This is a genomic window from Ensifer adhaerens (assembly GCF_002940685.1).
GTDB lineage: Bacteria > Pseudomonadota > Alphaproteobacteria > Rhizobiales > Rhizobiaceae > Ensifer > Ensifer adhaerens_E.
In genome coordinates this window covers 54,400-78,765 of record NZ_PNFP01000019.1, presented here as the reverse complement: position 1 = coordinate 78,765, position 24,366 = coordinate 54,400, and the positions used below count along the sequence as shown (strand labels likewise).

The window sequence follows — 24,366 nt, the reverse complement described above, 5'->3', positions numbered from 1 at the left end:
GGCTAGCGTAGCGCCATCAGCAGGCCGGAGCCATGGTCATCCGGTAGATCCAGAACGCCAGCAACGATTGCACACTGACGCTCAGTGGTAAGCACACGGCGTGTTACGCCGCGGAACTTCTCTTCGATTGCCTCGAACGACATCGGGCGTTGTGGGTCGCCGAGCGGCCCCAGGACCTCGGAACGCAATCGCTCGGAATGGGTCGTGATCGTGACCCGCGAAAGCGTTTCGCCCGGGAAAAGCGCATCGATCTCGTCGTTTATCGACAGCCGCACCCTTTCACAGAATGTTGAGAGGTCCTGGCGTTTGAGGAGATCGATGCCAAGAGGTGCAAGTGCGTCACGCCCCTCAATAGCGGCAATCGCGATGCAATATGGGAGGCTGTACTGCATGTCGACGAGCGTGGACGGCTGATGCTTGTTGCCAAGCCTGAGCGCCCAACCGAAGGTCTCGACTTCGACGCTGAGGATCCGGTGGGCGTCCAGTTTGCTCTTTTCGGTGAGCAAGAAGAAGGCGTCGAGCGCCGCATGGATGTAGCGGCAGCAGGCATAGGGCTTGAAGTAGGTTCCGGCAAGGTGTGACCGTTCCCCAAGACCGGACAGGATTACATGCCGATCATAGTAATCCGGGTGATCGAAAACGTCAGCCGGGCCGGTATGCCCGCCGATTGCCAGATGGGCCGCCGTGAGCCCGAGGACGGCACCCCAGGCAATGCCCTCCTTGACGTCGTTGCCTGTCAGCTGCGAGTACCCAGAGCTGCCATTGGCCTGCTGGTTTGGCGCAAGCACTGCAGCGATTGCGAGCGCATGGGCGATCTGATCTTCGCGGCAACGCAACAGTCGCGCCGCTGCCGCCGCCGCGGCGACCGACGCCCAACGCCCGGTCTGACGGGTCGCGATCATTTTTGGCATTTGCGCCGATGCGATACGTATGCCGACGTCATAGCCGACGGAAATTGCCGAAATCAGATCGCCTGCCCTGGCATTGGTCTCGGGAAGCAGCGTGAGGACGGTCGGAATGACTGCCGCTCCTGGATGCCCGCGCGCCAGCCGATGGCCGTCATCGAGATCGAGCGCAGATGCGGCCGAAGCGTTTGCAAACAAGGCGCCTGCGAGCGAGCCCGTTTGTCCTGTCGCCCAGATGGGACTTGAGCCGGTTCCCATGAGTGCGCACGCTGCCTGCCTGACGGCCGTCGGCCCCGGCATGTCGCGGCCGGCGACCGCAGCGCCGATGAGGTCAAGCAGGCACTTTAAGGCCATGTTTCTGTCGTCACAGCTCGGCAAACTGCGTTCGGCCGCCACAATGTGCTTTGCCAGGATTTCGGTGATCAGGGGCAAGGTCGCCTCCGCGTAGGCCTGCGTTCGACACCTTTTCGCTAACCGCGCGCCTTCAGGAGCTTCGCCCAGGTCGCTTCGGCAACGTAAAGATCAAGCGTTGGGAGCCCGACGCAGGTCACGCAAACTGGCCCTGGGCGGGATTGTTGCCACCCGGTTGGCGCCGACATTTCACCTATTCCCAAGAGCGGCCCCGCAGTCTCGAGGCTGAGGCCCTTGCGCGAAAAGTAGAGTGAAATGCTCTGGGAGTTGCGGCGCGAGACGGTCTTCAGATCGTCGCAGATGACGGTGCCCGTGCGAAGAGCACGCTTCAAATAGGCCCCAGGGACTTCGTCCCCGCCGAGGTGCAAGGTCGCGGCCTCCCTTGCAAGCTCGTGATCCTCGAATATCGGTGCGCGCGCATTCGTTGCCGTTATGGCGAGAGCACAGTCGCAAAGCGCGGCATTGTCGGTCACGGGTACCAAGGCTATCGGCGTAGACGAGGCTGCCTCATCGGCGAGCCGGGCGGCGTTCTCCGGGAGCCGGCTTCGGATAAGGATCCTCTCTATGCGCTCCGCGCCGGTCAACGACAGACAGTCAATGACGCTTCTTGCGACCGGCCCGGCACCAAAGAGAAAGACCGATATCTTCATCGGGGTCTCGACGAAGGTTTCCAGTACCAGCGACGCGTAGGTTCCTGTCCGCGCGGCCGACAGCGCAGTTCCATCGAAAAGCGCGACGGGCCTCAGCGTGGTCTTTTCCAGAAGCAGGTAGGTTGAGGTCGACCGGGGCAGGCCGCGCCGGCGATTGAATGCGTTGGCGCCGATGATCTTGACCCCGCCAAACCGCGGATTGACGCCATAAAGGGACGAAAGCTTCCACCCGAGCCGTTCAGCGAAGGATTCTCGTTCAGCCTTAAATTCGGCGATGGACCAGAATTCGTCCTCGGAAAGAGAAAGGACCGCCTTTTCGCCAACCGCAGATCCGCTGCGGATGTCACGCCATGCGGTTGCGACGGCCTCATGGGTCTCAGCCACTGTCAGCTCGGCACCGAGACGACGAAGTTCTTCGGTCGATACGACATCAAGGACCGGTTCGTGTAAAGTCATGCTCGCCTCCCAAAGATGAGGCTGCGAGCATACGGAAATGGCCGACGCACAGAGGCGAAGTTTTGGCCAATTCTTGAACGCCGGATGAAGCCGGGATCACAGCCAGGCGAACGACCGAAGACGGAACGATGGTCGGCCTCGCCACGAGCCGGTTGCTGCGGTTCATCGAGCAGATTCCAGTTCACAGCCGCAAGGTAGAGTGGAGCGGTGTGGCCTATCCAATTCCAATTGAATTTTATGGGTTTGATAAAGCCCGTGCAAACTAATCGAAGGATGATCCCTGCAACCATTCATAAGTGCGTTGACTTTGATGCCCGGAGAAATTAGCGGCATCGAATACGCAATCAATTGGTGTGTCTGGCCGTGGCCGGCACGGAATGGCTTAGTCAGGAATGGGCATGAAATTCGCGTCTGCAGGTGTTCTTTCGCTTTCTCTTTTCCTGGCACATGCCGCGGGTGCACAAGAAGCGCCGTCCCAGCCGGCAGACGCAGCTTCGGCCATTTCCACCCAAAGATTTGACGATTGGAGCTATCGCTGCGGCGAGGTCGCGCTTGAAGACGGGAAAACCGCCGCTCAGTGCGAGGTCGTTCAGGTTGCGCGCGTCAAACAAGGGGAAGAGGACGTAATCCTCTTGACCCTTGCAATCGCCAAGACCGTTCCTGAGGCCGAGGCGAAAGGGAAGCAAGAGCGTGACGCTGCCCTGTTGCTGACGGCCCTGGTCCCGCTCAACATCTTCCTGCCCGCCGGTTTCGGGCTTGATGTCGACGGCAAGGCGGTCACCGACACCGCCTACCGCAACTGCAATCAGGCAGGCTGCTGGGTGCAGCAGCGGCTTGAGCCCACCACGCTGGCGGCTTTGCAGAAAGGCCAGACGGGAGCCGCGCGGCTTCGGCTGATGAACGGCCAGAACGTCACGATCCGCTTTTCGCTCAAAGGGCTGACGGCAGCCTTGAACAAGCTCAAAGAACCGACCGCATCGAACTGATCAGGCGCCGGCATGAGGGGGCTGATTATCTTCGCGGTTTCGATCGGCTCTGCGCTGTCGCCTGGCGCATCCACCGCTTATGCCCAAACGCCTGCCGATGACTTCTCGCGCAATCAGGCTCAGGAAGACCGTCTGGAACGGCTCAATGCGCTCGGCGCGCAAACGCCTGGGGCGGACAAGGCCGAGGCGGCTCCCGCCTCTCCCATAGCCGGTTCGACAGGACCCTGTTTCGTCGTCGAGCAGGTTGCCGTCGAGGGGGCGAGCATCATCCCTTCCGACAAGATCTCGACCCTGACCGGCCAATATGCCGGGCAGTGTGTCGGCATTGCTGAGATCAACGATCTTCTGCGCAAAATCACGCACCTTTATCTCGATCGCGGCTTCATTGCATCGAGGGCCTACGTGCCTGAACAGGATATCGCAGCAACACGCACGTTGCGGCTCGTCGTGGTCGAAGGCACGCTTTCCGACATCTATCTCAACGGCAAGCCTGCTCAAGACTCCCGCATCGTGAAGTCGGCCTTCCCGGGCGTTCTCGGCAGGCCGGCAAACATTCGCGACATCGAGCAGGGGCTCGACCAGATCAACCGGCTGCCATCGAACAAGGCCAAGACGGAGATGCTGCCCGGGGCGGAGGAGGGGGCTTCGATCCTCAACGTCGGCATCGAAAGCGGCCGGCCCTGGCATTTCTCCCTGAGCAACAACAATCTGGGCCAGAAGCAGACCGGGACCTCGAAGAGTTCCTTTTCCCTGCGCAACGACAATCTGTTCGAACTCAACGACCTGACGTCGTTCACCTACGAGCGGACGGGCCCGGATTATCCGGGCGATAACGATGGCTGGGGCACGAGCGACAGTTTCTCAGGCTCCTTCAGTGTTCCCTACGGCTACTGGACATTCACGACCAACGGCTCCTGGTACCAATATGAAAGCTCGGTTCCCGGCAGTTTCTCTAGTGTCAACACGTCGGGCACATCAGGCCAGTTTGGCACCACCGTCGAGCGCGTCATTCACCGCGGCAAGGAGTCGCTCACCCAGCTTCATGGCGGGCTGACCTACAAGGAGACGGACAACTTCCTCCTCGGCAATCACATCGAGGTCGGAAGCCGGCGCTATACCGTCGGATCTCTCGGGCTGTCCCATTCGCAGCGGATGCTCGGCGGGCTCTGGACGTTCGATGTCGCGACGGACCAGGGCCTCGACCTCTTCGGCGCCGTCAAGCCCGGTGCACCTGGCGCCGGCGATGCCGACCCGGCCTTTACCAAGTTCTCCGGTACGGTCACCGCAAGCCTGCCGGTCGAGTTCCAGGGACAGCAGTTCGAATTCAGTTCCCTCGTCAATGGCCAGTACTCGCCCGACAACCTGTTCGGCGCCGAGCAGATGTCGCTTGGCGGTTACTCCAACGTGCGCGGAACCAGGGACGGAGTGCTTTTCGGCAACAACGGTTTCTTCATCCGCAACGAAATCACCTGGCGCACCATGCCGTGGCAGGAGAGCCGCGGCGTCGCCGAATTGCTTGGCGAATTGAGGCCGTATCTCGGCCTCGACTACGGCCGGATCTTCAAGCAGGCGCGCCACCGGATCGAGGGCGGCGACATGCTCGGCTGGACAGTCGGCGCGCGCCTGGTGGGCGGGCGCATGAATCTCGATATGGGCTACTCCGACGCGCAAGCGAGCGGAGACAACAAAGCTGACGCAGGCCTTTTCTTCGTCAGCACATCTGTACGGTGGTGATCAATGATATCTGAAGTTTCACGAGGATCTTTTTCGAGGCCGGCTGGGTTTGCGCGGCGGCTTGTCCTGCGTGCTGGCGCCCTTGGCCTGATGGTGTTTGCCCTGGCGTCATGCACGACCACGGACAAGCGCCTGGTCGAGGCGCTGAAAGGCACGTCCGTCTCCGAGGTCCGCGTCGAAACGGCTCCCGATGTGCGCAGAAGCAATCTCTTCAAATCGGGGCAGCCCGATCCGCAACTGTCTGCGGTCGTCAGCGCATTGAAGAGCAAGATGGGTCAGGAACTCGTCGGCCTTCCCGGTGGGCCTGTCCGCGGCCGTCTGGTCGTCACCTTGAACCTCGTCGATGTCAGCAGCGACGGCGAACGCATCCTCGTTGGCGGTGACAGTTCGATCGAGGGGACGGTGCGCCTGGAGAACGCTGCCACGGGCGCGTTGATCGCGGTGGAACCGAGGGTCCGCGCGCAGGACAACGGTGTCAAGGGAGGTGGATTGGGCGTGATCGTCGCCGTCGCGGTCAATGCGGCCACCATATCCGGTCAAAAGGATGCCCTGGCATCGCGGCTCGCCACGTCTTTCACAAAAGAAGTCAAGGCATGGCTGACCCAGAAATAGGTCCGCCATCCTGTCCGGCTCAGGCCGGCTGAAGCTTCCTGACGCCGGCCGCGTAGCGGGCGTCAGTCGAGATCCGGTACGTTTCACGAACAGGTGCACAATGGATAAGATGATTGCGCATATTGAGATCGGTCCCCAACGGCGTCCGTGGGCAGGCTCGTTCTTGAAACGCTGCGTCTCGATCCTGCTCAGTGCCGTTCTGTTCATGCAGCCGGTGCTCGTCAATGCCCAATCGGTGTCTGCGAGTGCTGCGGCACCGGGTTCCAATCAGCCCGGCATCGGTGCGGCACCCAACGGCGTGCCACTGGTCGATATCGTGACGCCGAACGCCCAAGGGCTCTCCCACAACAAATACGACCGCTTCAATGTCGGCCAACCCGGCCTCATCCTCAACAACTACAATGGCGAGGTTGGCACGTCGCTGCTCGGGGGCGTGACGCCGGGAAACGCCAATCTCAGGCAGAGCGGTCCCGCCACCGTTATCCTCAATGAGGTGACAAGCGGCAGCCGCAGCCAGTTGCTTGGTCCGACCGAGGTCTTTGGCGGAAGGGCCGACGTCATCATCGCAAATCCGAACGGGATTACCTGCGATGGCTGCGGCTTCATCAACACGCCCCGGACGACCTTGACGACGGGAACGCCCGATATCGGCGCCGACGGGCGGTTGAACGGCGTTACGGTTAGGGACGGCGACGTTACCATCGGAACAAAGGGCGGCAACTTTGCCGCAGGCCAGGGCGCGGTCGATCTCTTCGACATCGTCTCACGATCCGTCAGGATCGATGGCCCGGTTCATGCCAGGGATCTGAGGATTACGGCCGGGCGCAACAAGGTCGGTTATGCCTCGGGCGACATAACCCCGCTGGAGGCAACGACCGGCACGCCCGAATTTGCCATCGATGGCTCGGCGCTTGGTGCCATGCAGGCGGACCGGATCAAGATTGTCGTTACCGAAAAGGGCGCAGGGGTCCGCATGCGCGGCAACATGGCCGCCAATGTCGGCGAGTTGTCGCTTTCCGCTGATGGCAAGATTTCGATCGGCAACGCGTCGGGCGCCGATGGCGTGAAGCTCAATTCCAAGGCGAAGATCGAGGCCGGCAAGGTCACGTCGAAGAAGCGCGTGGTCGCCAAGGCAGATCGCGGCATCACGCTGCAGTCGGTCGCGGCCGACAGCGATATCGAGCTTGCAAGCGGCCTCGGCCTCCTCAGTGTCGCCGGCGACACAAGCGCGCTCGGCTCCATCATGCTGAATTCGTCGGGCGGTATTTCGGTCGATAACCTCGATGCCGGGGATTCGGTGTCGGTTCGCAGCGACGCCGGCGACGTCAAGGTGCGCGGCTCGGCCAAGGCTGGCGGAGACATCACCGTGTCGGCGGCATCCGGCGCCCTTTCGGCAGGATCGCTCGTCAGCTTCCGCAATCTTACGCTCGACGCCGGCCTTGATATCGGCATCAGCGGCGAGTTGCTTGCCCAGGGCAATATCAGCGCGGCGGCGCGCAGCATTCGGTCCAGCGCCGTTGTCAGCGGCATCGACCTCACCGCCAGCAGAGCCGGAAAAACCGTTCTCGGCGGAGCGGGCAACCTGACATTTTCGGCGAATGAGACGATCGAGTCTGCGAGCCTTCTCGCAGCCGGTCACCTCGACGCCACGGCCAATTCCCTCAAGCTCGGCGAGGTCCGCGGACATGGCGCCGTCAGGATCGTGGGAGACGTCGATGCCCGCGGCCAGATCCTCGGAGCCGGCGATGTCCTTATCGACGGGCGCACGATCGTCGCTGACACGATTGCCTCCGGCGTCGATTTCGCGGCCAGCACGCAGCCCGGTGCCGGATTGTCCCACGGCGCGAGCGGCATTCTCAGTCTTCTTGCTGACACCGGAAACGTCAACGTTCGCGCCCTTGCGAGCGCAGGGCAGTTGATTGTCACAGCCGGGGAGCTTTCCTCGCAAGGCATCTCCGCACGCGGTGCGATCGACATCAAGGGCAACGTGACCGTTGGCGGCCAGATACTCGGAGGAAACGACATCGTCGTCTCCGGGAAGCGTATCGCGGTCGACACACTGGTGTCCGGCGTGGACTTCGCCGGCACCACGGCTGGCGGACGCATCGCACTGACGGATCGGGGCAACATCACCATCAACGCGGCGTCTGGCGAAGTTCGTGGCGGGACCATGCTCGCCGCCGGCACGCTCAAGGCGACGGCCGGTCAGATTGCCGCAAAGGACCTGAGCAGCCGCGGCAATGTTGATCTGAGCGGCGACGTGGCCGTCAGCGGCAGGATCTCCGGCGCTGGCCGCGTGCATATCGATGGCCGATCGATTGCGGCCACGTCCATTGCGGCGGGCAGTGCGTCGAAGCTAGCTGACCTTTCTCTCGTCGCGCGCGACGGATCCATCAAGGCCGATGTGCTCGAAAGCACCGGCCAGTTGACGGTCGATGCGGCGCAGCTTGAGGCCCGCACCATTGCGGGGCGCAGCAATGTCGATGTCACCAGCGGTAACGCAACGGTCGGGCAGTTGTTCGCCGGCAAAAATCTCGGGATCTCAGGCGGAAACTTCACGTTCGAGACCTTGATCGCGGGTCTTGATTTTGATCGCACCGATGCTGCCGGTGGCAAGGCAATGCTTGCCGGTGACGGCGGGATCATCATCAACGCCGCTTCGGGCACGGTCAAAGCCACCACCCTCATGTCGGCAGCAGACCTCTCCGCAACCGTCGGCGGGCTCGTCGCTGGAACCGTGAAGGTCCATGGCAACATCGAACTGTCTGGCAATGCCGACGTCGCCAAGGAGATGCTGGCGTCGGGCAACGTTGCCGTTTCGGGCAACACCATCAAGGCCGGGACTGTCGCATCCGGCGTGGATTTCGCCGCGACGGATGCCGGCGGCGGGGCGATTGCCCTCTCGGATCGCGGCAACCTGACGATCGATGCGGCATCAGGCAGTGTCGAGGTCGGCGCGGTCCTGACCGCGGGCGACTTTACCAGCCGTTCCGACACCCTCACAGCCAAAAGCATCACTGCCCACGGCGCGGTCGCGATTAACGGCTCCACTGCGATCGACGGATCGCTTCTCGCTCAGGGCAATGTGACAATCCATGGCCGTAGCATCCGCGCCGGGGCGATCGCCTCCGGCGTCGACTTCACTGCTACGAAACGGTCCGCTTCGGGCAACATCGTGCTCGGGCCCGAGGGAACGCTGACGCTTAATGCGACCTCCGGCCAGGTGACGGCCGGAACTCTGTTGTCGGCAGGCGACCTCTCAGCAACGGCTGGGAAGATCGTTGCCTCGAACATCACCGGCCGCAGGGACATCCGCCTGACTGGCGAGACCGAGGCCAGGCAGATCCTTGGCGGCCGCGATATCGTGATCGGCGGCGGCCTGAAGGCAACGTCGATCGCTTCGGGTGTCGACTTTGCGGCGACCGAGGCTGGAAACGGATCGATCGCGCTTTCTGACCGCGGCAATCTGACAATCGACGCGACTTCCGGCAATGTCGATGCTGGCACCGTGCTCAACGCGGGCGCGTTGGACAGCCGGTCGAAAACCTTCACCGCCAGAAGCGTTACGGCACACGGCGCGGTCTCGATCGACGGTACGACGGCTATCGACGGCTCGCTGCTTGGTCAGGGCAACGTCGCGATCCGCGGCGACAGCATTCGCGCAGGCGCGATCGTCTCCGGTGTCGACTTCGCAGCGATCAAGCGTTCAGGCTCAGGAAACATCATCCTTGCGAGCGACGGGGCGCTGACGCTGACGGCGCTTTCGGGGGATGTGACGACGGGCATGTTGCTGTCGGCCGGCGACCTCGACGTCTCGGCATCGAAAATCGCCGCCAGCAACATCACCGGGCGCAAGGACATCCGCTTGAGCGGCGAGACCGAGGCCGGCCAGGTCCTCGGCGGTCGCGATATCACGATTGCCGGTTCGAAGGTCAAGGCAGGCTCGATCGCGGCCGGGGTCGACTTCGCAGCGACCGGAACGGGCGCGATCGCGCTTGCCGGGCGCGGTAATCTGGCGATCCAGGCGGCCTCGGGAAGCGTCGACGCCGGCACCGTGCTGACTGCTGGGTCGCTGGACAGCAAATCCGATAGCTTTGCCGCCCGGAGCGTGACCGCGAACGGCGCCGTGTCGATCGAAGGATCCGCGGCGATTGACGGCTCCTTGCTCAGCCAGGGCAACGTGACGATCAGGGGCGGCAGCATCCGTGCCGGTGCGATCGTCTCCGGTGTCGACTTTGCCGCGACCAGGCGTTCGGCCTCCGGCAACATCGTGCTGGGCGCCGATGGTGCGCTGACCCTCGTTGCGACCTCCGGCAATGTGACATCCGGTTCGCTGCTGTCGGCCGGCGATCTCGCCGCGACCGCATCAAAGATCGCGGTCACGAACATTACCGGGCGCAAGGACATCCGTCTGACCGGGGAGACCGAAGCGAGCCAGATCCTCGGGGCACGCGATATCGCGATAAACGGCGGCCGCGTGAAGGCAACCGCGATTGCTGCCGGTGTCGACTTTGCGGCAACCGAAGCCGGCAGCGGCGCGATCGCGCTTTCGGACCGGGGCAATCTGACGATCAACGCGGTCGCTGGGCCGGTCGAAACGGGCTCGATCCTGACGGCTGGCAACTTTACGAGCAACTCAGCCACCTTCTCAGCCAAGAGCGTGACGACACATGGCGCCGTATCGATCGAAGGATCGACCGCCATCGATGGTTCGCTGCTTGCTCGAAACGGCATCACGGTGCGTGGCGGCAGCATCAGCGCCGGCGCGATCGTTGCCGGCGTCGATTTCGACGCAACGAAACGTTCGGCCGCGGGCAACATCGTCCTCGGCGCCGGCGGTGCGCTGACCTTGGTTGCGACCTCCGGCAATCTGACATCCGGCTCGCTGTTGTCGGCCGGTGACCTGGTCGCAACCGCGTCGAAGGTGGCTGTCGCGAACATCACCGGTCGCAATGACATCCGCCTTGCCGGCGACCTCGAGAGCAGCCAAATTCTCGGCGGCCGGGATGTTGCGATAACCGGCAACCGGGTGAAGGCAACCGCGATTGCCGCCGGCGTCGACTTTGCGGCAACCGAAACCGGCAACGGCGCGATCGCGCTTTCCAATCGGGGTAACCTGACGATCAACGCGATCGCGGGGCCGGTCGAAACCGGCTCGATCCTGACGGCCGGCAACTTTACCAGCAGTTCCGCCACCTTTGCTGCCAACAGCGTGACGGCCCATGGCGCCGTGTCGATCGACGGATCCACCGTCATCGGCGGTTCGCTGCTCGGTCGAAATGCCGTGAACATTCGCGGCGGTAGCATCAGCGCCGGCGCAATCGTCTCCGGCGTCGACTTTGCGGCGACGAAGCGTTCGCCGTCCGGCAACATCGTGCTTGGCGCCGATGGCACCCTGACGCTTGCGGCGACCGCGGGCAACGTGACGGCGGGAACCTTGCTGTCATCAGGCGATTTGACCGTCTCAGCCGCAAACAGTGTTTCGGCCCAGGCGACAAGCCGTCGCAACCTGACGGTCGACGCCAACGGCAGCATCCGATTGACCGGCCAGACACTTGCCGGTTCCGACATTTCCCTGCGGGCCGATGCCGTCACCGTCGATACGCTGGTCTCCGGCGTCGATTTTGCCGCCACCGAGGCCTCTTCGAACGGGACGCTTGCGCTGAAGGGGCAAGGCAAGCTGACCCTTGCGGCTTCCTCTGCCGATGTGGCGGCGTCGAGCCTCGTCAGCGCAGGGCAGATGGATGTTTCGGCAAACCGGAACGTTTCCTACGGCAGCCTCCAGAGTTTCAACTCCGCGCGCCTCGCAAGTGCCAATGGTTCGATCAGCTTGGATCGCACAACCCGATCCGCCGGCGACATGACGCTCGTTGCCCGCAGCGTCGATCTCAGTGGCAATCGCGGACGCATCGCGACCGGGGGCACGCTCGCCATCACCGCGGACAATGCCAGCTTTGCGGGCAGCTCCTATACGTTCGGTGGCCTCGACCTCAGGCTGGTCGGCAGGGCAGACTTCTCCGGCGCGTCGATCAACGCGGTTCGCCGGTCGGGTGGTTCCGGCGACGTGAAGATCGTGGCCTCGGGCATCGACCAGAATGCAGCGACGATCCTGCTTGCCGAGCGCGACATCGCGTTGACGCTTGCCCGGCTGGACAATGCCGGGCAAATCGCCGCGGGACGCGATCTTTCGGTCTCGGCCGGCAATCTGAGCAACGGGCCGACCGGCCTGATCTACGCCGGCAACGACATCAATCTTCTTGTCGGCGGTGACATCCTCAACGACCGCGGCGCGATCATGGCCGGCGGCGATCTCACGATTGCCGGTGCTACAGCCGACCGCAACGGCGCGAGCCTCACCAACATTTCCGGCCTGATCCAGGCCGCATCCGACGTTTCGATCAGGACCGATCGTCTCGTCAACAGGCGCATCGCCAATCCGACCTTTACCCGGGACGTCGTAGTCGCATCGGACGTCAAGACCGGCTTCGAGCTCAATCCTGATGTCGCCGGCAAACCCTACGCGTTTCTCTTCGGCCGCAGCTCCGATGGCCGTGAGCTCTATCCCGGCATCGGTCCTCAGTTCTGGGCGGATTACGAACCGCAGTTGTGGAGCCAGGCCAAGACGGCCGATGGCGGGTCCTACCGGGCCTGGACCTGGATATCCGGAAACGGACCGAAATGGGTGGGAGAGATCAGCCGCTGGATTCGCGACCGTGTTCCCAGGGATGCGAACGGGGTGCCGATCTACGGTTCGGACAACCCGTCGCGCCACTTCATCGTGCAATATGTCAACCCCGGCGCCGACAGCAGCACAACCTATAGCTGGGACTTTGACGCCAACATCAGCCAGACGATCCATGAGGATCGGATCGCTGATGCCGGCGGCCCACAAGCAATGATCCGGGCAGGCCGTAACCTCGATGTCACGGCAACAAATCTGACGAATTCCTACAGCGCGATCGAAGCGGACGGCAATGCGACACTCAGGGGCTCGGCCTTCAGCAACGAGGGGCTGGCGCTCAATCGTACTGTGCAGACGACATGCAACGCGCGTGGTGCCTGCGAGGCCTATGATGCGCAGGGAAATCGCGATCCGTCCCGTGATATCGCCGCCGGCACCTCTATCATCTCAAAAGTGGAGACGACCGGTGTCGAAGCGGGAACGGTCAAGGCGGGCGGGCATCTCGACATCAGCGGTTTTGCCACATTTAGCAACACCGCTGCGGACCGCTCTGTCGCGGGATCGGCGAAGCTGGCACCGACGACGAAATCCGGCGATCCGCTCGCCGCGCTCGCCGGCCTGACGGCCGGCGGTGCGCTGTTCACGCCGAACGCCGCGCTGCTCGGCGTCGCGCAAGGCGCCGGGCTGACAGCGGGCAGCGAGCTCGCGGCGCCGACCACGACGTTTGCGGGAGAACGCACGACGGTTGCCATGGGGCCGGCGCTGTCGGCCAGCGGAAGTTCAGTCTCCGCCGCTTCCGGCTTGTCGGCGGACGGGGGCAAGGTTTCCGGGGGCGGTCCGGCCGCCACTACCGGCGCCACGGTTGTCGCCGCGGTTCAGTCCAACACGCCAGGCGCGACGGCGCCCGTCGCAGACGCCCTTTCCGGCAACCTCAAGGAGGCGCCCCAGGTCGATGTCGACCGGCTCGCAAGCCTTGCCAAGCCGGAGTCCGGAGGCTTCGGCGGAACGATCCCCGGCCAGGTCTTCCTGTTCGAAACGCGGGCTGCATTCCTTGACGTCGGCAAGTTCTACGGCTCGGGCTATTACCTCGACCGCGTCGGCTATCAGCCCGACACGCGCGTGCCGTTCCTCGGCGACGCCTATTTCGAGAACCAGCTGATCGATCGGCAGATCCGGCAGCAGACGGGTCTTGGTCTCGGCGGCACTTTCGACCCCGCCAAGGATGCGATCGAGGAAATGAAGCTGTTGCTCGACAACGGCATCGCCTACGTCAAGGAGAACAAGCTTTCGATCGGCGAGCGGCTTTCGCCCGAACAGATCGCGCGGCTCACCCAGTCGATCGTGCTCTACGAGAAGCAGGTCGTTCAGGGCGTCGAAGTTCTCGCCCCGGTCGTCTATCTCGCCAATGCCGACAAGGCGAAGCTGACGGCGAGTGGCGCGCTCATCGCCGGCGGCTCCGTCACGATGGATGTCGGCAGGCTCGACAATTCCGGCGCCATTGCCGCCAGAACCGATCTTTCGATCAAGGCAACCGACATCAAGGTTGATGGCGGCAGCTTCAAAGCTGGCGGCAACGTTCAGCTGGCCTCGACAGGCGACCTCACCTTTACCGCGCAATCGCTCGACATCGGCGGCATGAATGTCGTCAATCCGAATGCCGCGATCGTTGCCGGCGGAAATGCGACGCTTCTTGCCAATGACGGCCTGAAGCTGCAGGGCGCGACCATCGACGCGGCCGGCAACGTCGCGCTTTCGGCGGGTACCATCACTCTCGATGCCCTGAAGGTCGACAATGCGGGCTCGCAAAATGCGACCGGCAGCGCGATCAAGGCCGGCGGCAACCTGACGATTGCCGGCAACAGCGACGTCTCGATCATCGGCAGCGGCACGAAAGCCGGCAAGGACCTCACGATCACCTCGCAAGGGTCGGTCAACGTCGTCAGTACCGATGTCACCGGCAAGACCGATGACGGCTACAAGACGGTGATCGTGAAACGCCAGCAGGACGGGCAGCTCGTCTCCGGCGGCTCGACGACCGTCAATGCCGGCAGCGACATCCTCATCTCCGGCTCGTCGATCCGCAGCGGTGCCGACGTCACCCTCAAGGCGGCCGATGACATCAACATCACCGCAGCCCAGGAGACGACGTCGGAACGGTTTGGCAAGAGCCAGGTTTCGACCGAACGGCACCAGTCGTCCGAAATCAAGGCGGCGGGCTCGATCACGGCCAATGCCGGTGAGGGAACCGGCGATCACGATCTCAATATCGTCGGCAGCAAGCTGGAGGCGAAGGAGCGTGTCACCCTCAAGGCCGAAGGCGACCTGACGATCGCCGAAGCGCGCAACAGCGAGACGGGAGACTACGTCTGGGACGGCGGCGGCGACAAGACGAAGAGCCATGAAGCCGCGCAAACCTCGGTCCGTTCGTCCGTTTCCGGCGGAGGAGGGGTGTCCACCCGTTCCGGCGGCGACACGCTGGTCTCCGCTACGACGCTCGAAGCCGGCACCAAAGACCGAAAGGCCGACCTCACCGTCTCGGCCGGCGGCGACCTGGTCGTCACGTCAGGCAAGGACACTTACGAAAAACACGCGCAGTCGGAGCGCAAGGGCTTCCTGTCGAAGACCAGCGCCTCGGAAGACCGCCAACACGAAACGACAGTCGCCTCTGAGCTCGGCGCATCCGGCAATGTCACGCTGAACGCCGGCGACGATGTCGCGATCGCCGGCTCGAACATCGATGCCGGCCAGTCCGTGTCGATCGAGGGCGACAATGTCGCAATCATCGGCGCGGAGGAAAAACACGCCGACGCCGAACAGAAGAAGAAGTCCGGCCTCTTTGCCGGTTCGGGCGACGGCTTCATATCGCTCTGGGGCAAGGAGCAGAAGGACAGCCGGAAGACCGCGACCGAAAATGTCGGGTCGGCAATCACCGCCGGCGAGGACGTGACCGTCAAGGCGCGTGAAGGTGACGTCGCCGTGATCGGCTCGGCCATCGAGGCCGAGCGTGACATCCGGCTGGAGGCCGCCCGCGACGTCAACATCACGCCGGGTGCTGAAAGCTCCTCATCCGAGGAGAAGGAAAAGCGATCCGGCTTCGGCATCGCCTATTCCTCCGGCAATGGCGGCGCTTCGATCGGCATCGGCTATGGCTCGAAGAAGGACGAAGTCCGCCAGAGCGCAGAGACCAATTCGCGCTCGCAATTGGCCGCCGGCCGGGACGTGACTATCAACGCCGGCCGCGACGCCAACCTGCAGGCGGCGAAAGTCGAGGCCGAACGCGATGTGGCGATCACCGCTCAGCGCGACGTCAACCTGCTTTCGGCTCAGGACCGGTCGAACTTCGAGGAGGTACACGAACAGCTCTTTGCCGGCGTGACGTTGTCGGTGTCGAGCAGCCTGGTCAGCGCCGGTCAGAGCGTCGGCGAAGCCGCGGAGCAGGTGGCTTCGGGTAGTGGCACCTATTCGGTCGCCAACGCCGCCTTTGCAGGACTGCAGGCCTATAAGGCCTTGAAGGATCTGTCGGAGATATCGAAGACCGGCGAGGTTGGGCTCTCCGCGTCCCTGACCGCCGGCTTCAGTTACTCGAAGAATTCGAGCAAGGCCGAGAGTTCTGTTCCGGTCGTCTCCGCGGTGCGGGCAGGGCAGTCTGTCGTCATCGATGCAGTGTCGGGCGACATCAACGGCACGGGGGCGCAGATTGTTGCCGGGCGCGATGCGCTTGGACTGCCGAACCTATCCGGCAGCGAGACCGCCGGCGACATCACCCTCAAGGCGGGCAAGGACATCAACCTTGAGAGCGCCGTCGCAACCAGCAGTTCGTCGCAAAAGAACTCGGGCGTCAGCGCCGGCGTCGGCATCGGCGGAAGCATCGGCATCGGTCCGGCCGGTGTCAGCGACAACTTGGGCCTGATGGCCTTTGCGGGCGGCAACAAGGGCTCGTCCAACGACAACGCCACCGCGCATGTCAACAGCCATGTGACGGGCACAGGCGACGTCACGCTGAAATCCGGCACCGACACCAGCCTCAAGGGCGCGACCGTGACCGGCAGGTCGGTGACGGCCGACGTCGGCGGTGACCTGAAGATCGAGAGCCAGGTCGATACCACCACGGCCAAGGTGAAGCAGACGTCGGGCGGTATCACCGTCACCAGCACCGGTTTCGAGGCTTCGGGATCGAAGCAGAAGGCAAGCGGCGACGTTGCCGTCGTCAACGAGCAATCCGGCATCCACGCCGGCACCGGCGGCTTCGACATTGACGTCGAGGGCACCACGTCGCTGAAAGGCGGACTGGTCACGAGCGATGCGGCCGCCGAGAAGAACCGGATCGAGACCGGCAAGCTCGAATGGCAGGATGTCGATACCCATTCGAAGTGGAAAGCCGAATCCTATAGCGGCATGATCTCGTCGGGTGGCGCGACCATGACGCCGCCGCAAAAGGCCGGCGAGAGCGAGACCGGCAAGGCGCTGACCGCCGTTGCACCGGGAACGATCGTCATCACCGATCCTTCCGGGCAGACGCAGAACCTCGACGATCTCAGGCGCGATACCGCCAACACCAACACCTCGCTGCCCGGACTGCCGGACCTGCAGAACATCCTGCAGCAGCAGTACAAGACGCAAGAGGCCTATCAGGAAGCCTCCGCGATCATGGCGGGGTTGGTCGGCGACATCGCCGATGGGCTTGCCGAAGAGGCACAAAGGCGGGGTAACAAGGAAGAGGAAAAGATGTGGGCGGCGGGCGGCCTTGGCCGCGCAGCTCTGCACGCCGTCGGCGGCGGCCTGCTCGGCGGCGTCAACGACGTCTCCGGCATGATCAAGGGCGCCTTCGGCGGCGCGACGTCAGTGCTGATCGCGCCCTACATCGATCAATTGGTCAAGGGCCTTATCAACGACACCAACCTTGCCGGCACGCCCGCCGGCCAGTCGCTCGCCAACGTCATCTCCAGCGGCCTCGTCATGGGGCTGACCGGTGTGGTCGGTGGCGGTGATGCGGCGGCCTATGCGGGGGCGGAGTTCAAGTACAACTATCTGACGCATAAGGAGCGCGGAGAGTTCAACCGGACTCTTGCCGCTTGCGAGGGCGGTGACAAGGCAGCCTGCGCACATGTGGAAGAGTTGCAGCAACTGTCCGCGAGCCGTGACACGAAACTGGACAGTTGCGCCGGCAATTCCACAGCCGAGTGCGTCAAAGCCCGCAGGGATCTGAGGATCGCCGCTGCGGAGTACCTGGATGCAGCCCTGGCGAAAGGCGGCGACAATTTGGATGCGCTGTCACTGCTGGATCGGCACTTCGTGTTCCTGGCTGCTTCGCAACACGCGGACGCGAATGATGCTTGGGACAACAGGGATCTGGCCTCGGCTCAAAACGGTCTGAAGAGTGACGCGGCGAAAAAACTTCTGACTGCGAACAAGGACCAGACCTGGGGCATTCTGCGTGATCCGATCATTCTTGGCGCCATCCTCTACGGCGGCGTTGGCAATGCCAAGACGACCACTGGTAACGGATCAGGAGAGGGTAAAACGAAACCGAATGAGCATGGTGGACAAGGCGGCGAAGAAACCATCGGGGGCGTGCCAAGGGGGCCGAGCGAAGTCATCCTTCAGGTCCCTGGTCGAGTGCAGTCGCGGATCAACTTGCAGATCGGCACCACTAAGTTTGGCATGACACACGTACGCCGGGAGCACATGAGCGGAAAGCCTAATAAAAGCCAATTCACGATTTCGGAGGGTGAGGTTCGTGCCCTATTGCAGAGTAAATCTGTGGTGAATTCTCCCATTGTTAAAATTCTAGAAAGTAGAGATCATGGGAGGTTATACGTGCGGCAAGCCGATGTATTGAAGCCCATAGGAACGGATTATCTCAAGGGCCATCAGTCAACGTCGATCTTGACAATACAAACTGATAAATTCGGGAACATCGTGACCGCATTTCCGGGAAGGTAGTAGCATGGTTGGTAATTTTTCCCCTGCGGATCGGTTACGTTTTACAATGGAATGGCTGGGAAAGCCGGATGGAGCGAACGTCAGGAAGATTCTTGATGATGGTTTTCCGAGTATTGAGAATGCTTTTATACTTCATCATCACCAAGATCAGGGTGAAGATATATTTATCTTTCTCGTAAACTCGAATTTTATAGCAGAGATTGATATCGACGACCATCATCACATGATTGAAATAACGAATCTTCCAGAGTACATTCGTATTAATAAAAAGATGCCAAAGCATTTCAGGCGATTGATACAAGATTGCCTGGAATTCTCTAGGAGGAATTAGTACCATTCGGTGGTCAGGCGGTGAGTACCGCCGCTTTGTTTATTGGATCGAAGCTCAAGCGCGGGACGGCGTCTGCGAAGAGCTTCGGGATCCAGAGAAATTAGTTGGTCAGTGGAACGATCGGCGATTTAGGTGCAAGTCGTCGAATGAAGTATGGAAGCTGGCCTGTCCTGATCCAGGGTACTTCCCGAGCTCTTGGCTGCCGGACACCTCATCGGCATAATCGTAACCCGGCAAACGCAGGAGGTCGACGATCTCAGGCGCGGTATCACCAACACCTCGCTGCCCGGCCTGCAGAACATCCTGCAGCAGCAGTACAAGACGCAAGAGGCCTATCAGGAAGCCTCGGCGATCATGGCCGGCCTGGTGGGCGACATCGCCGACAAGCTCGCCGACCAACTTGAGCGCTATTGGAAAATAGCATTGGCAGATTGTTTTCCTGGTAGATCTATTAAGTTTGAAGTCGCAGACAATATACTAGACGAGTATGGGGTTTGTATAACATTCTTGCAGGTCGAATGATAGTTTCACCAATTTAACGCTCCGCAGATTTGTCGGTACGATTTCCCGCTAAATTACACCTCTAATCATGGTTTATACATTGAGCACTTGCGGTCCGTTTTTCCGATCGGCTACTTTGGCCACATTACTCACGGTTTCTGTGGCGATATCTCCGGCCTACTCAGAGTTTAGATCCTTTAAAATCGGCAGTGAAAACATGCTGCCAACATTGCAGGTAGGTGATGCCGTCGGAGTTGCATCCTATGCCCCTAATGAACCCATCGAGAGGGGCGATCTCGTCGCTTACGAGGTTCGCGTAAAGGAACTGCTGCAAAGCGCACCGACCGATGTGATCTTCGTGGGGCGGATCATCGGTCTGCCGAGAGAAACGATCGAGATGCGCCATGGCAATGTGGTTGTTGATGGAAAACCGTTTGGAACATCTCCTTTGCTTGCCAGAGCCGATGAAGACTGCCCGAAGGACTCCAGCTTCGGGACGTGCCGATTCCTTCGGGAAATCACTCCTGAGGGCAGCAGTTATGTAACACTCGATCTCGTCGACGAGACCCGCTTCGACAACACCAAACCAAAGACAATGGGTCCGGATGAGTACTTCATAATGGGTGACAATCGGGATAATTCAGCTGATGCACGTATTTACGGTCCAACAGCGCGTACACGGATCGTTGGTAAGGTTCGTGGCATATGGGCTAGTTTGTCGCCAAACTATCAACGCCGGTTTGACGGCTATCCCGATTTGAAATGACTGGATCGAGTGCTCGCCGGAGACATCGGCGGTGGCCTGAAGATCGAGAGCCAGGTCGATGCCACCACAGCCAAGATGGGGCAGACGTCGTGATCAAGTTACGACTAACGAGTGAGTATTTGGCAGGGCCGATATTTGGTCCGGATCCAGACAGAATGGGGCACGTTGACATCGAAGATTTGCCCCTTTCTCAAGAACTGAGGGCTAGAATCATCGTGTGGGACGGTGAGTATCAGGCTACGTTCAACAGCGACTACCCGCCCGATTCTGGTTTCTCTACGTCTGAGGCGCAGCTTCGACATATGGCCGAGGGGGAACAATTGGCGAAATCGATACAACATCAATTAGGGAGCAGCTATACGGTTGAGTGTTGTCCATAAGGTGGGAATTGCTTTGGCATCCTCAACGCAAAGCAATTGTCCGTACCTGTCGGACTCGTCGCGTGTGGACGAAAACGGGCTTCGAAGTATTCCCCAAGAAGATCAACTCGATGCAATATTTCAGACTTCTGGATGAACTAAATTTTCCGAACCGATGGCATCTGCGGAGATTGGTGGGGATCGATGGTGCTGAGTTCGCCCGCCCCCCGATGGTTGCAATTGGCGACCCGGTCCGTGAGCGCGCCTATGAGGTGGAATTACAGGTCGATGGCACTGCCATGGACTACACCACGACAAGTTTCCGCAGCGTGCCGATTGCAAGTTTTGAGGTCGTGCGCGCGTTGTCCGGCCTTGATGGCTTTACGGCTCTTCCGGCTTCGATACGCGCCTTTTCGCAAAGGACCTCGTATCACATCCTGCACTTTTGGGATGAGGTGGACTGCGTGGATGAAGACAAGTCACAATTTGAGAAGTTTCAGCCGAACGATCCAATTCGACCCGACCTGGCGGGGCACTACAGCAGTTTTTTCAAGCTCATCATCGACCCCAATCGGACTGCTGGAAAAGACATCTTTAGGCTGGCTAAGAGCGGGTCGGAAGTGATCGTCAGCGAAGAGGTTAAGCGCCGTTTCGAGGCGGCAGATGTGACCGGAGCAGTATTTAAGCGTGTCACGGATGATTGAAAAAGGCGGCCTCCCTGGCTAATCGGGCCTCGTCTCCGACAACAAGTTGAACTAGCCTTCAGCGCCAATCTCGGCAACGACCTGACGGGCGGCAAGGGCACCTCGGCCGACCCGATCGGCAAACCGCTCGATATCAGTTCCCATTCCTCTCCAAGCTCTGCTCGCCGTCTCTCGCAGTCGGTGCCCCGGTATCGCGAGCGGCGTTGCCGAACGATGTCGTGAGCGTTGCTCTCAAGCAGCCTGGCGTTGGGTTTCTCGCGTTTCGCTTCGGAAAGCTGTTGACATGGCACTTTCTTGTATACTCTATAAATACAACAAGTATGCAATAAGAGGGGTGTGCGATGTCATCTTCGGCGGAGCCGATGAAACAGCCTGGTTGGGCAAAGAAGGTTACGGGGGCATCCCAGGCCGTCCTGCGGGGGGAAAAATTCCTGGCCGGTGTCTTCATAACGGTGCTTTTGGCCCTGATATTGGTGAACGTGGTCACGCGCTTTGCCAAAGTGCCGATCTACTGGATCGATGAAGCTTCGATCTTCTCCATGATCTGGCTGGGTTTCCTCGGAGCGTCGGTCATGACCCGGCTCCGGATCGATTTTGCGGTCACGCTGCTTTCCGATCATCTGCCGCCGAAATGGGTCTTACGCCTTCGGGCGTTCGCTACCGCGATTTCGCTGGCTTTCGCCATCGGGTTTCTCGTGATGTGCTGGTTGTGGATGGATCCCGTCGGCATCGCTTCCCACGGGTTTGACGCACAGGGTTATGCGGCCGAGACCTTCAACTTCCTCTACACCGAGAAAACCCAGACGCTGGAATGGCCGACCTGGATCGTCAACCTGATCCTCCCGGTCTTCGCGCTCACCCTGACGGTCCACTCTGCCGCGAACCTGCTTGAAGATCTCGGAATTGCCAGCAAGCGCGAGCAGGTTTCGCTGACGACTGCCGAAGGAGCCGCATGATGTTTACCTTCGGTGCATTCGTTGCCTTCATGCTGATCGGCCTGCCGATCTCCATCGTGCTGTGCCTGACGGCCGCGACCTACATCTGGCAGACCGACAACACGGTTCTGTTTGCTTCCTTCCCGACCCAGATGTTTACCGGCCTGGACAGCTATGGCCTGATCGCAATTCCGCTCTTCATCCTCATCGGCGAGATCATGAACGGCGGCGGCATCACCCGACGCATCATTGACATGGCGATGTCGTTTGTCGGTGCGCTCAAGGGTGGGCTCGCCTACGTGAACCTGCTGGCAAACATGTTCGTGGCTTCGATCCTCGGCTCGGCGGCCGCACAGGTCGCCCTGATGTCCCAGATGGTCGTGCCGGAAATGGAGCGGAAGGGTTATGACAAGACCTTTGCCGCCGGGCTGACCGCCTATGCCGGCATGCTTGGGCCGATCATCCCGCCATCGATCATGTTCGTCGTCTACAGCGTCATCGCCCAGGTGCCGGTCGGAACGATGCTCGCTGCAGGCATTATTCCCGGCGTCATTCTCTTCGTCGCTTTCTGCATCGTGATTGCGCTGATGGGATACATCTACAACTATCCGCGCGGGGACAGCCTGCCGATACGCGAACGCGTGGCGATTACGCTCAAGGCCGTGCCGACACTGATCATTCCGCTCATTATCGTGGGCTCGATCGTGACCGGGATTGCCAACCCGACGGAAGCCGCAGCCATGGGCGTGGTCGCGGCCATCCTCGTCGGCCGTTTCGTCACCGGCGATCTGCGCTTGAAGCAGCTTCCTGAAATGTTCGTCAAGGCAGGCGTTCTGTCGGCAGGCATCCTGTTTTTGATCGCCGCGGCAGCCGTATTCTCGTGGGTCCTCGTCTACGGGATGGTGCCGCAGCGTGTCGCCGAGTGGATCCAGACGATTGCCAAGGATCCCGTCACATTCATGCTTCTGGTCAACGTGATCCTTCTGATCATCGGCACCGTCATCGACGGCGCGCCGGGCCTGATCATGACGGTCCCGATCCTGCTGCCGATCGCAACGGAGGTCTATGGCATCGATCCGGTTCATTTCGGCGTCGTCGCCGTCATCAACCTGGTTCTGGGCTTCCTGTCGCCGCCCGTGGGACTGAACTTCTTCATCGCCGCTGCCGTGACCGGAGCGAAGCCCGGCCGGATGTTCATCGTGACACTGCCGTTCTTCTTCGTCTGCTGCATCATTCTCGTGCTGCTTTCGATCTTCCCGGCGCTCTCAACCTACTTCTCGTAACAGCAAGCTCACATAGAGGGGAACCAACATGAGCATTACACGTCGAACCTTTACGATGACGTCGCTCGGAGCAGCCATGGCTGCTTCCGCGCCGTCGATCCTGCGCGCACAGAGCGCGAAGATCTATCGACTGGGGATCACCACGCCTCCGGGCCACCCCTGGAACGTTGCGGCGGAAGCGGTCGGAAAGCGACTGTCCGAAGAAACGAACGGCCGCCTTGCCATTCAGGTCTTCCCCTCGAACCAGCTCGGAAACGAGGGCGCGATGCTGCAGCAAATGCAGTCGGGCGCCCTGGACCTGGGGTGGATCATGACCGCCGAACTCGGTTCGCGCATCCCTCAGGTCGCTGCCGTCAACGCGCCGTGGCTTGTTACGAGCACGGAGAAGGTTGCAAAGCTGGTCCGTCATCCGGTCGCTGCAAAGCTGCTCGACGTGCTGCCGGCTCAAACGGGCACGATCGGGCTTGGCTATGGCATAACCACCCTGCGTGTTGTCTTCACCGGCAAGGAAACCGCAGGCATCGACGACATCAAGGGCATGAAGCTGCGCATCAACACGACGCCTGCCTACCGCGACTTTTACCAGTTGCTCGGCGCGGCGCCGACCCCCATTCCCACTCCGCAGGTGTTCGACGCCATGTCCAACGGACAGGTGGACGGGCTTGAGGCCGACCTCGATCTGTCCTGGAACCAGCGCTACGACAAGGTCGCCAAGACCATGCTCCGGATGAATGCGATTTTCATGCCTTGCGTTGCATTGGCTTCCGGCCGTGTGTGGAAGGGCGTGCCGGACGCAGACCGCGAGATCATCACACGACTGACCCGTGAGGAACTCGACAAGCAGATCGACGCGACCGTCGCCAAGGAGGCCATGCTCCTTAAGAACTTCAAGGACACGGGCATCAAGATCGTAGAGGTGGACCTGCAGAATACCGCGGAACTCATTGCGGCCTATGACAAGATCTGGCTGCCCAAAGCACCGATCCTGCAAGAGCTGCGGGAAGTTGGCGCGACCCTCTGACGAACCTTTTATCGACACGGTCTCATTCTAGCGGGACCGTGTCGATTTCTGCTCATGTCGCGGCTCGGCCGGCTGTCGGGCCCGAGC

General features: G+C 61.3%; 13 protein-coding genes. 11 read left to right on the top strand and 2 right to left on the bottom strand.

The window, feature by feature from the left end:
- Positions 1-2: 2 nt before the first annotated feature.
- Together C1A35_RS29730 and C1A35_RS29725 are read right to left on the bottom strand one after the other, a co-directional pair.
- The gene (locus C1A35_RS29730; protein WP_104667840.1) at positions 3-1,337 is read right to left on the bottom strand and encodes an MmgE/PrpD family protein; all 1,335 of its coding nucleotides are present in this window, start codon (positions 1,335-1,337) and stop codon (positions 3-5) included.
- A 38-nt stretch (positions 1,338-1,375) separates the two neighbouring features.
- Entirely contained in the window at positions 1,376-2,422 is a 1,047-nt protein-coding gene (locus C1A35_RS29725; RefSeq protein ID WP_104667839.1) for an ornithine cyclodeaminase, read from the bottom strand.
- Between the two features lie 398 nt (positions 2,423-2,820).
- Between C1A35_RS29725 and C1A35_RS29720 the strand changes: the two genes are divergently transcribed.
- From C1A35_RS29720 to C1A35_RS29670, 11 genes are all read left to right on the top strand, one after another.
- Positions 2,821-3,408 carry an invasion associated locus B family protein gene (locus tag C1A35_RS29720; protein WP_234823055.1) on the top strand — a complete coding sequence of 196 codons (588 nt, stop codon included), beginning with the start codon at positions 2,821-2,823 and terminating at the stop codon, positions 3,406-3,408.
- A 12-nt stretch (positions 3,409-3,420) separates the two neighbouring features.
- Positions 3,421-5,142 (top strand): ShlB/FhaC/HecB family hemolysin secretion/activation protein, encoded by a 1,722-nt coding sequence (locus tag C1A35_RS29715; RefSeq protein WP_104667837.1) that lies wholly within the window; start codon positions 3,421-3,423, stop codon positions 5,140-5,142.
- Positions 5,143-5,232: 90 nt separating this feature from the next.
- A complete protein-coding gene (locus C1A35_RS29710; RefSeq protein WP_104667836.1) occupies positions 5,233-5,754 on the top strand; it encodes a hypothetical protein in 522 nt (173 codons plus the stop codon).
- Positions 5,755-5,863: 109 nt separating this feature from the next.
- On the top strand, positions 5,864-18,379 hold the full coding sequence (locus C1A35_RS29705; protein ID WP_158665197.1) for a hemagglutinin repeat-containing protein: 12,516 nt from the start codon (positions 5,864-5,866) through the stop codon (positions 18,377-18,379).
- Between the two features lie 4 nt (positions 18,380-18,383).
- Positions 18,384-18,710: a hypothetical protein gene (locus C1A35_RS36120; protein WP_158665196.1), complete on the top strand. Its 327-nt coding sequence runs from the start codon at positions 18,384-18,386 to the stop codon at positions 18,708-18,710.
- A gap of 195 nt (positions 18,711-18,905) precedes the next feature.
- The gene (locus tag C1A35_RS29695) at positions 18,906-19,232 is read left to right on the top strand and encodes a hypothetical protein (RefSeq protein WP_104667833.1); all 327 of its coding nucleotides are present in this window, start codon (positions 18,906-18,908) and stop codon (positions 19,230-19,232) included.
- 67 nt (positions 19,233-19,299) lie between these two features.
- On the top strand, positions 19,300-19,977 hold the full coding sequence (lepB, locus tag C1A35_RS29690) for a signal peptidase I (RefSeq protein WP_104667832.1): 678 nt from the start codon (positions 19,300-19,302) through the stop codon (positions 19,975-19,977).
- A gap of 442 nt (positions 19,978-20,419) precedes the next feature.
- Positions 20,420-21,040, top strand: coding sequence for an imm11 family protein (locus tag C1A35_RS29685; RefSeq protein ID WP_104667831.1), 621 nt, complete (start codon positions 20,420-20,422; stop codon positions 21,038-21,040).
- Positions 21,041-21,402: 362 nt separating this feature from the next.
- The gene (locus C1A35_RS29680) at positions 21,403-21,996 is read left to right on the top strand and encodes a TRAP transporter small permease (protein WP_234823054.1); all 594 of its coding nucleotides are present in this window, start codon (positions 21,403-21,405) and stop codon (positions 21,994-21,996) included.
- Positions 21,996-23,258 carry a TRAP transporter large permease gene (locus tag C1A35_RS29675; protein ID WP_104667888.1) on the top strand — a complete coding sequence of 421 codons (1,263 nt, stop codon included), beginning with the start codon at positions 21,996-21,998 and terminating at the stop codon, positions 23,256-23,258. Before C1A35_RS29680 ends, C1A35_RS29675 begins: the two co-directional genes overlap by 1 nt.
- A gap of 28 nt (positions 23,259-23,286) precedes the next feature.
- Complete coding sequence (locus C1A35_RS29670) at positions 23,287-24,279, top strand: TRAP transporter substrate-binding protein (RefSeq protein ID WP_104667829.1); 993 nt, start codon at positions 23,287-23,289, stop codon at positions 24,277-24,279.
- The last annotated feature ends 87 nt before the right edge of the window (positions 24,280-24,366 follow it).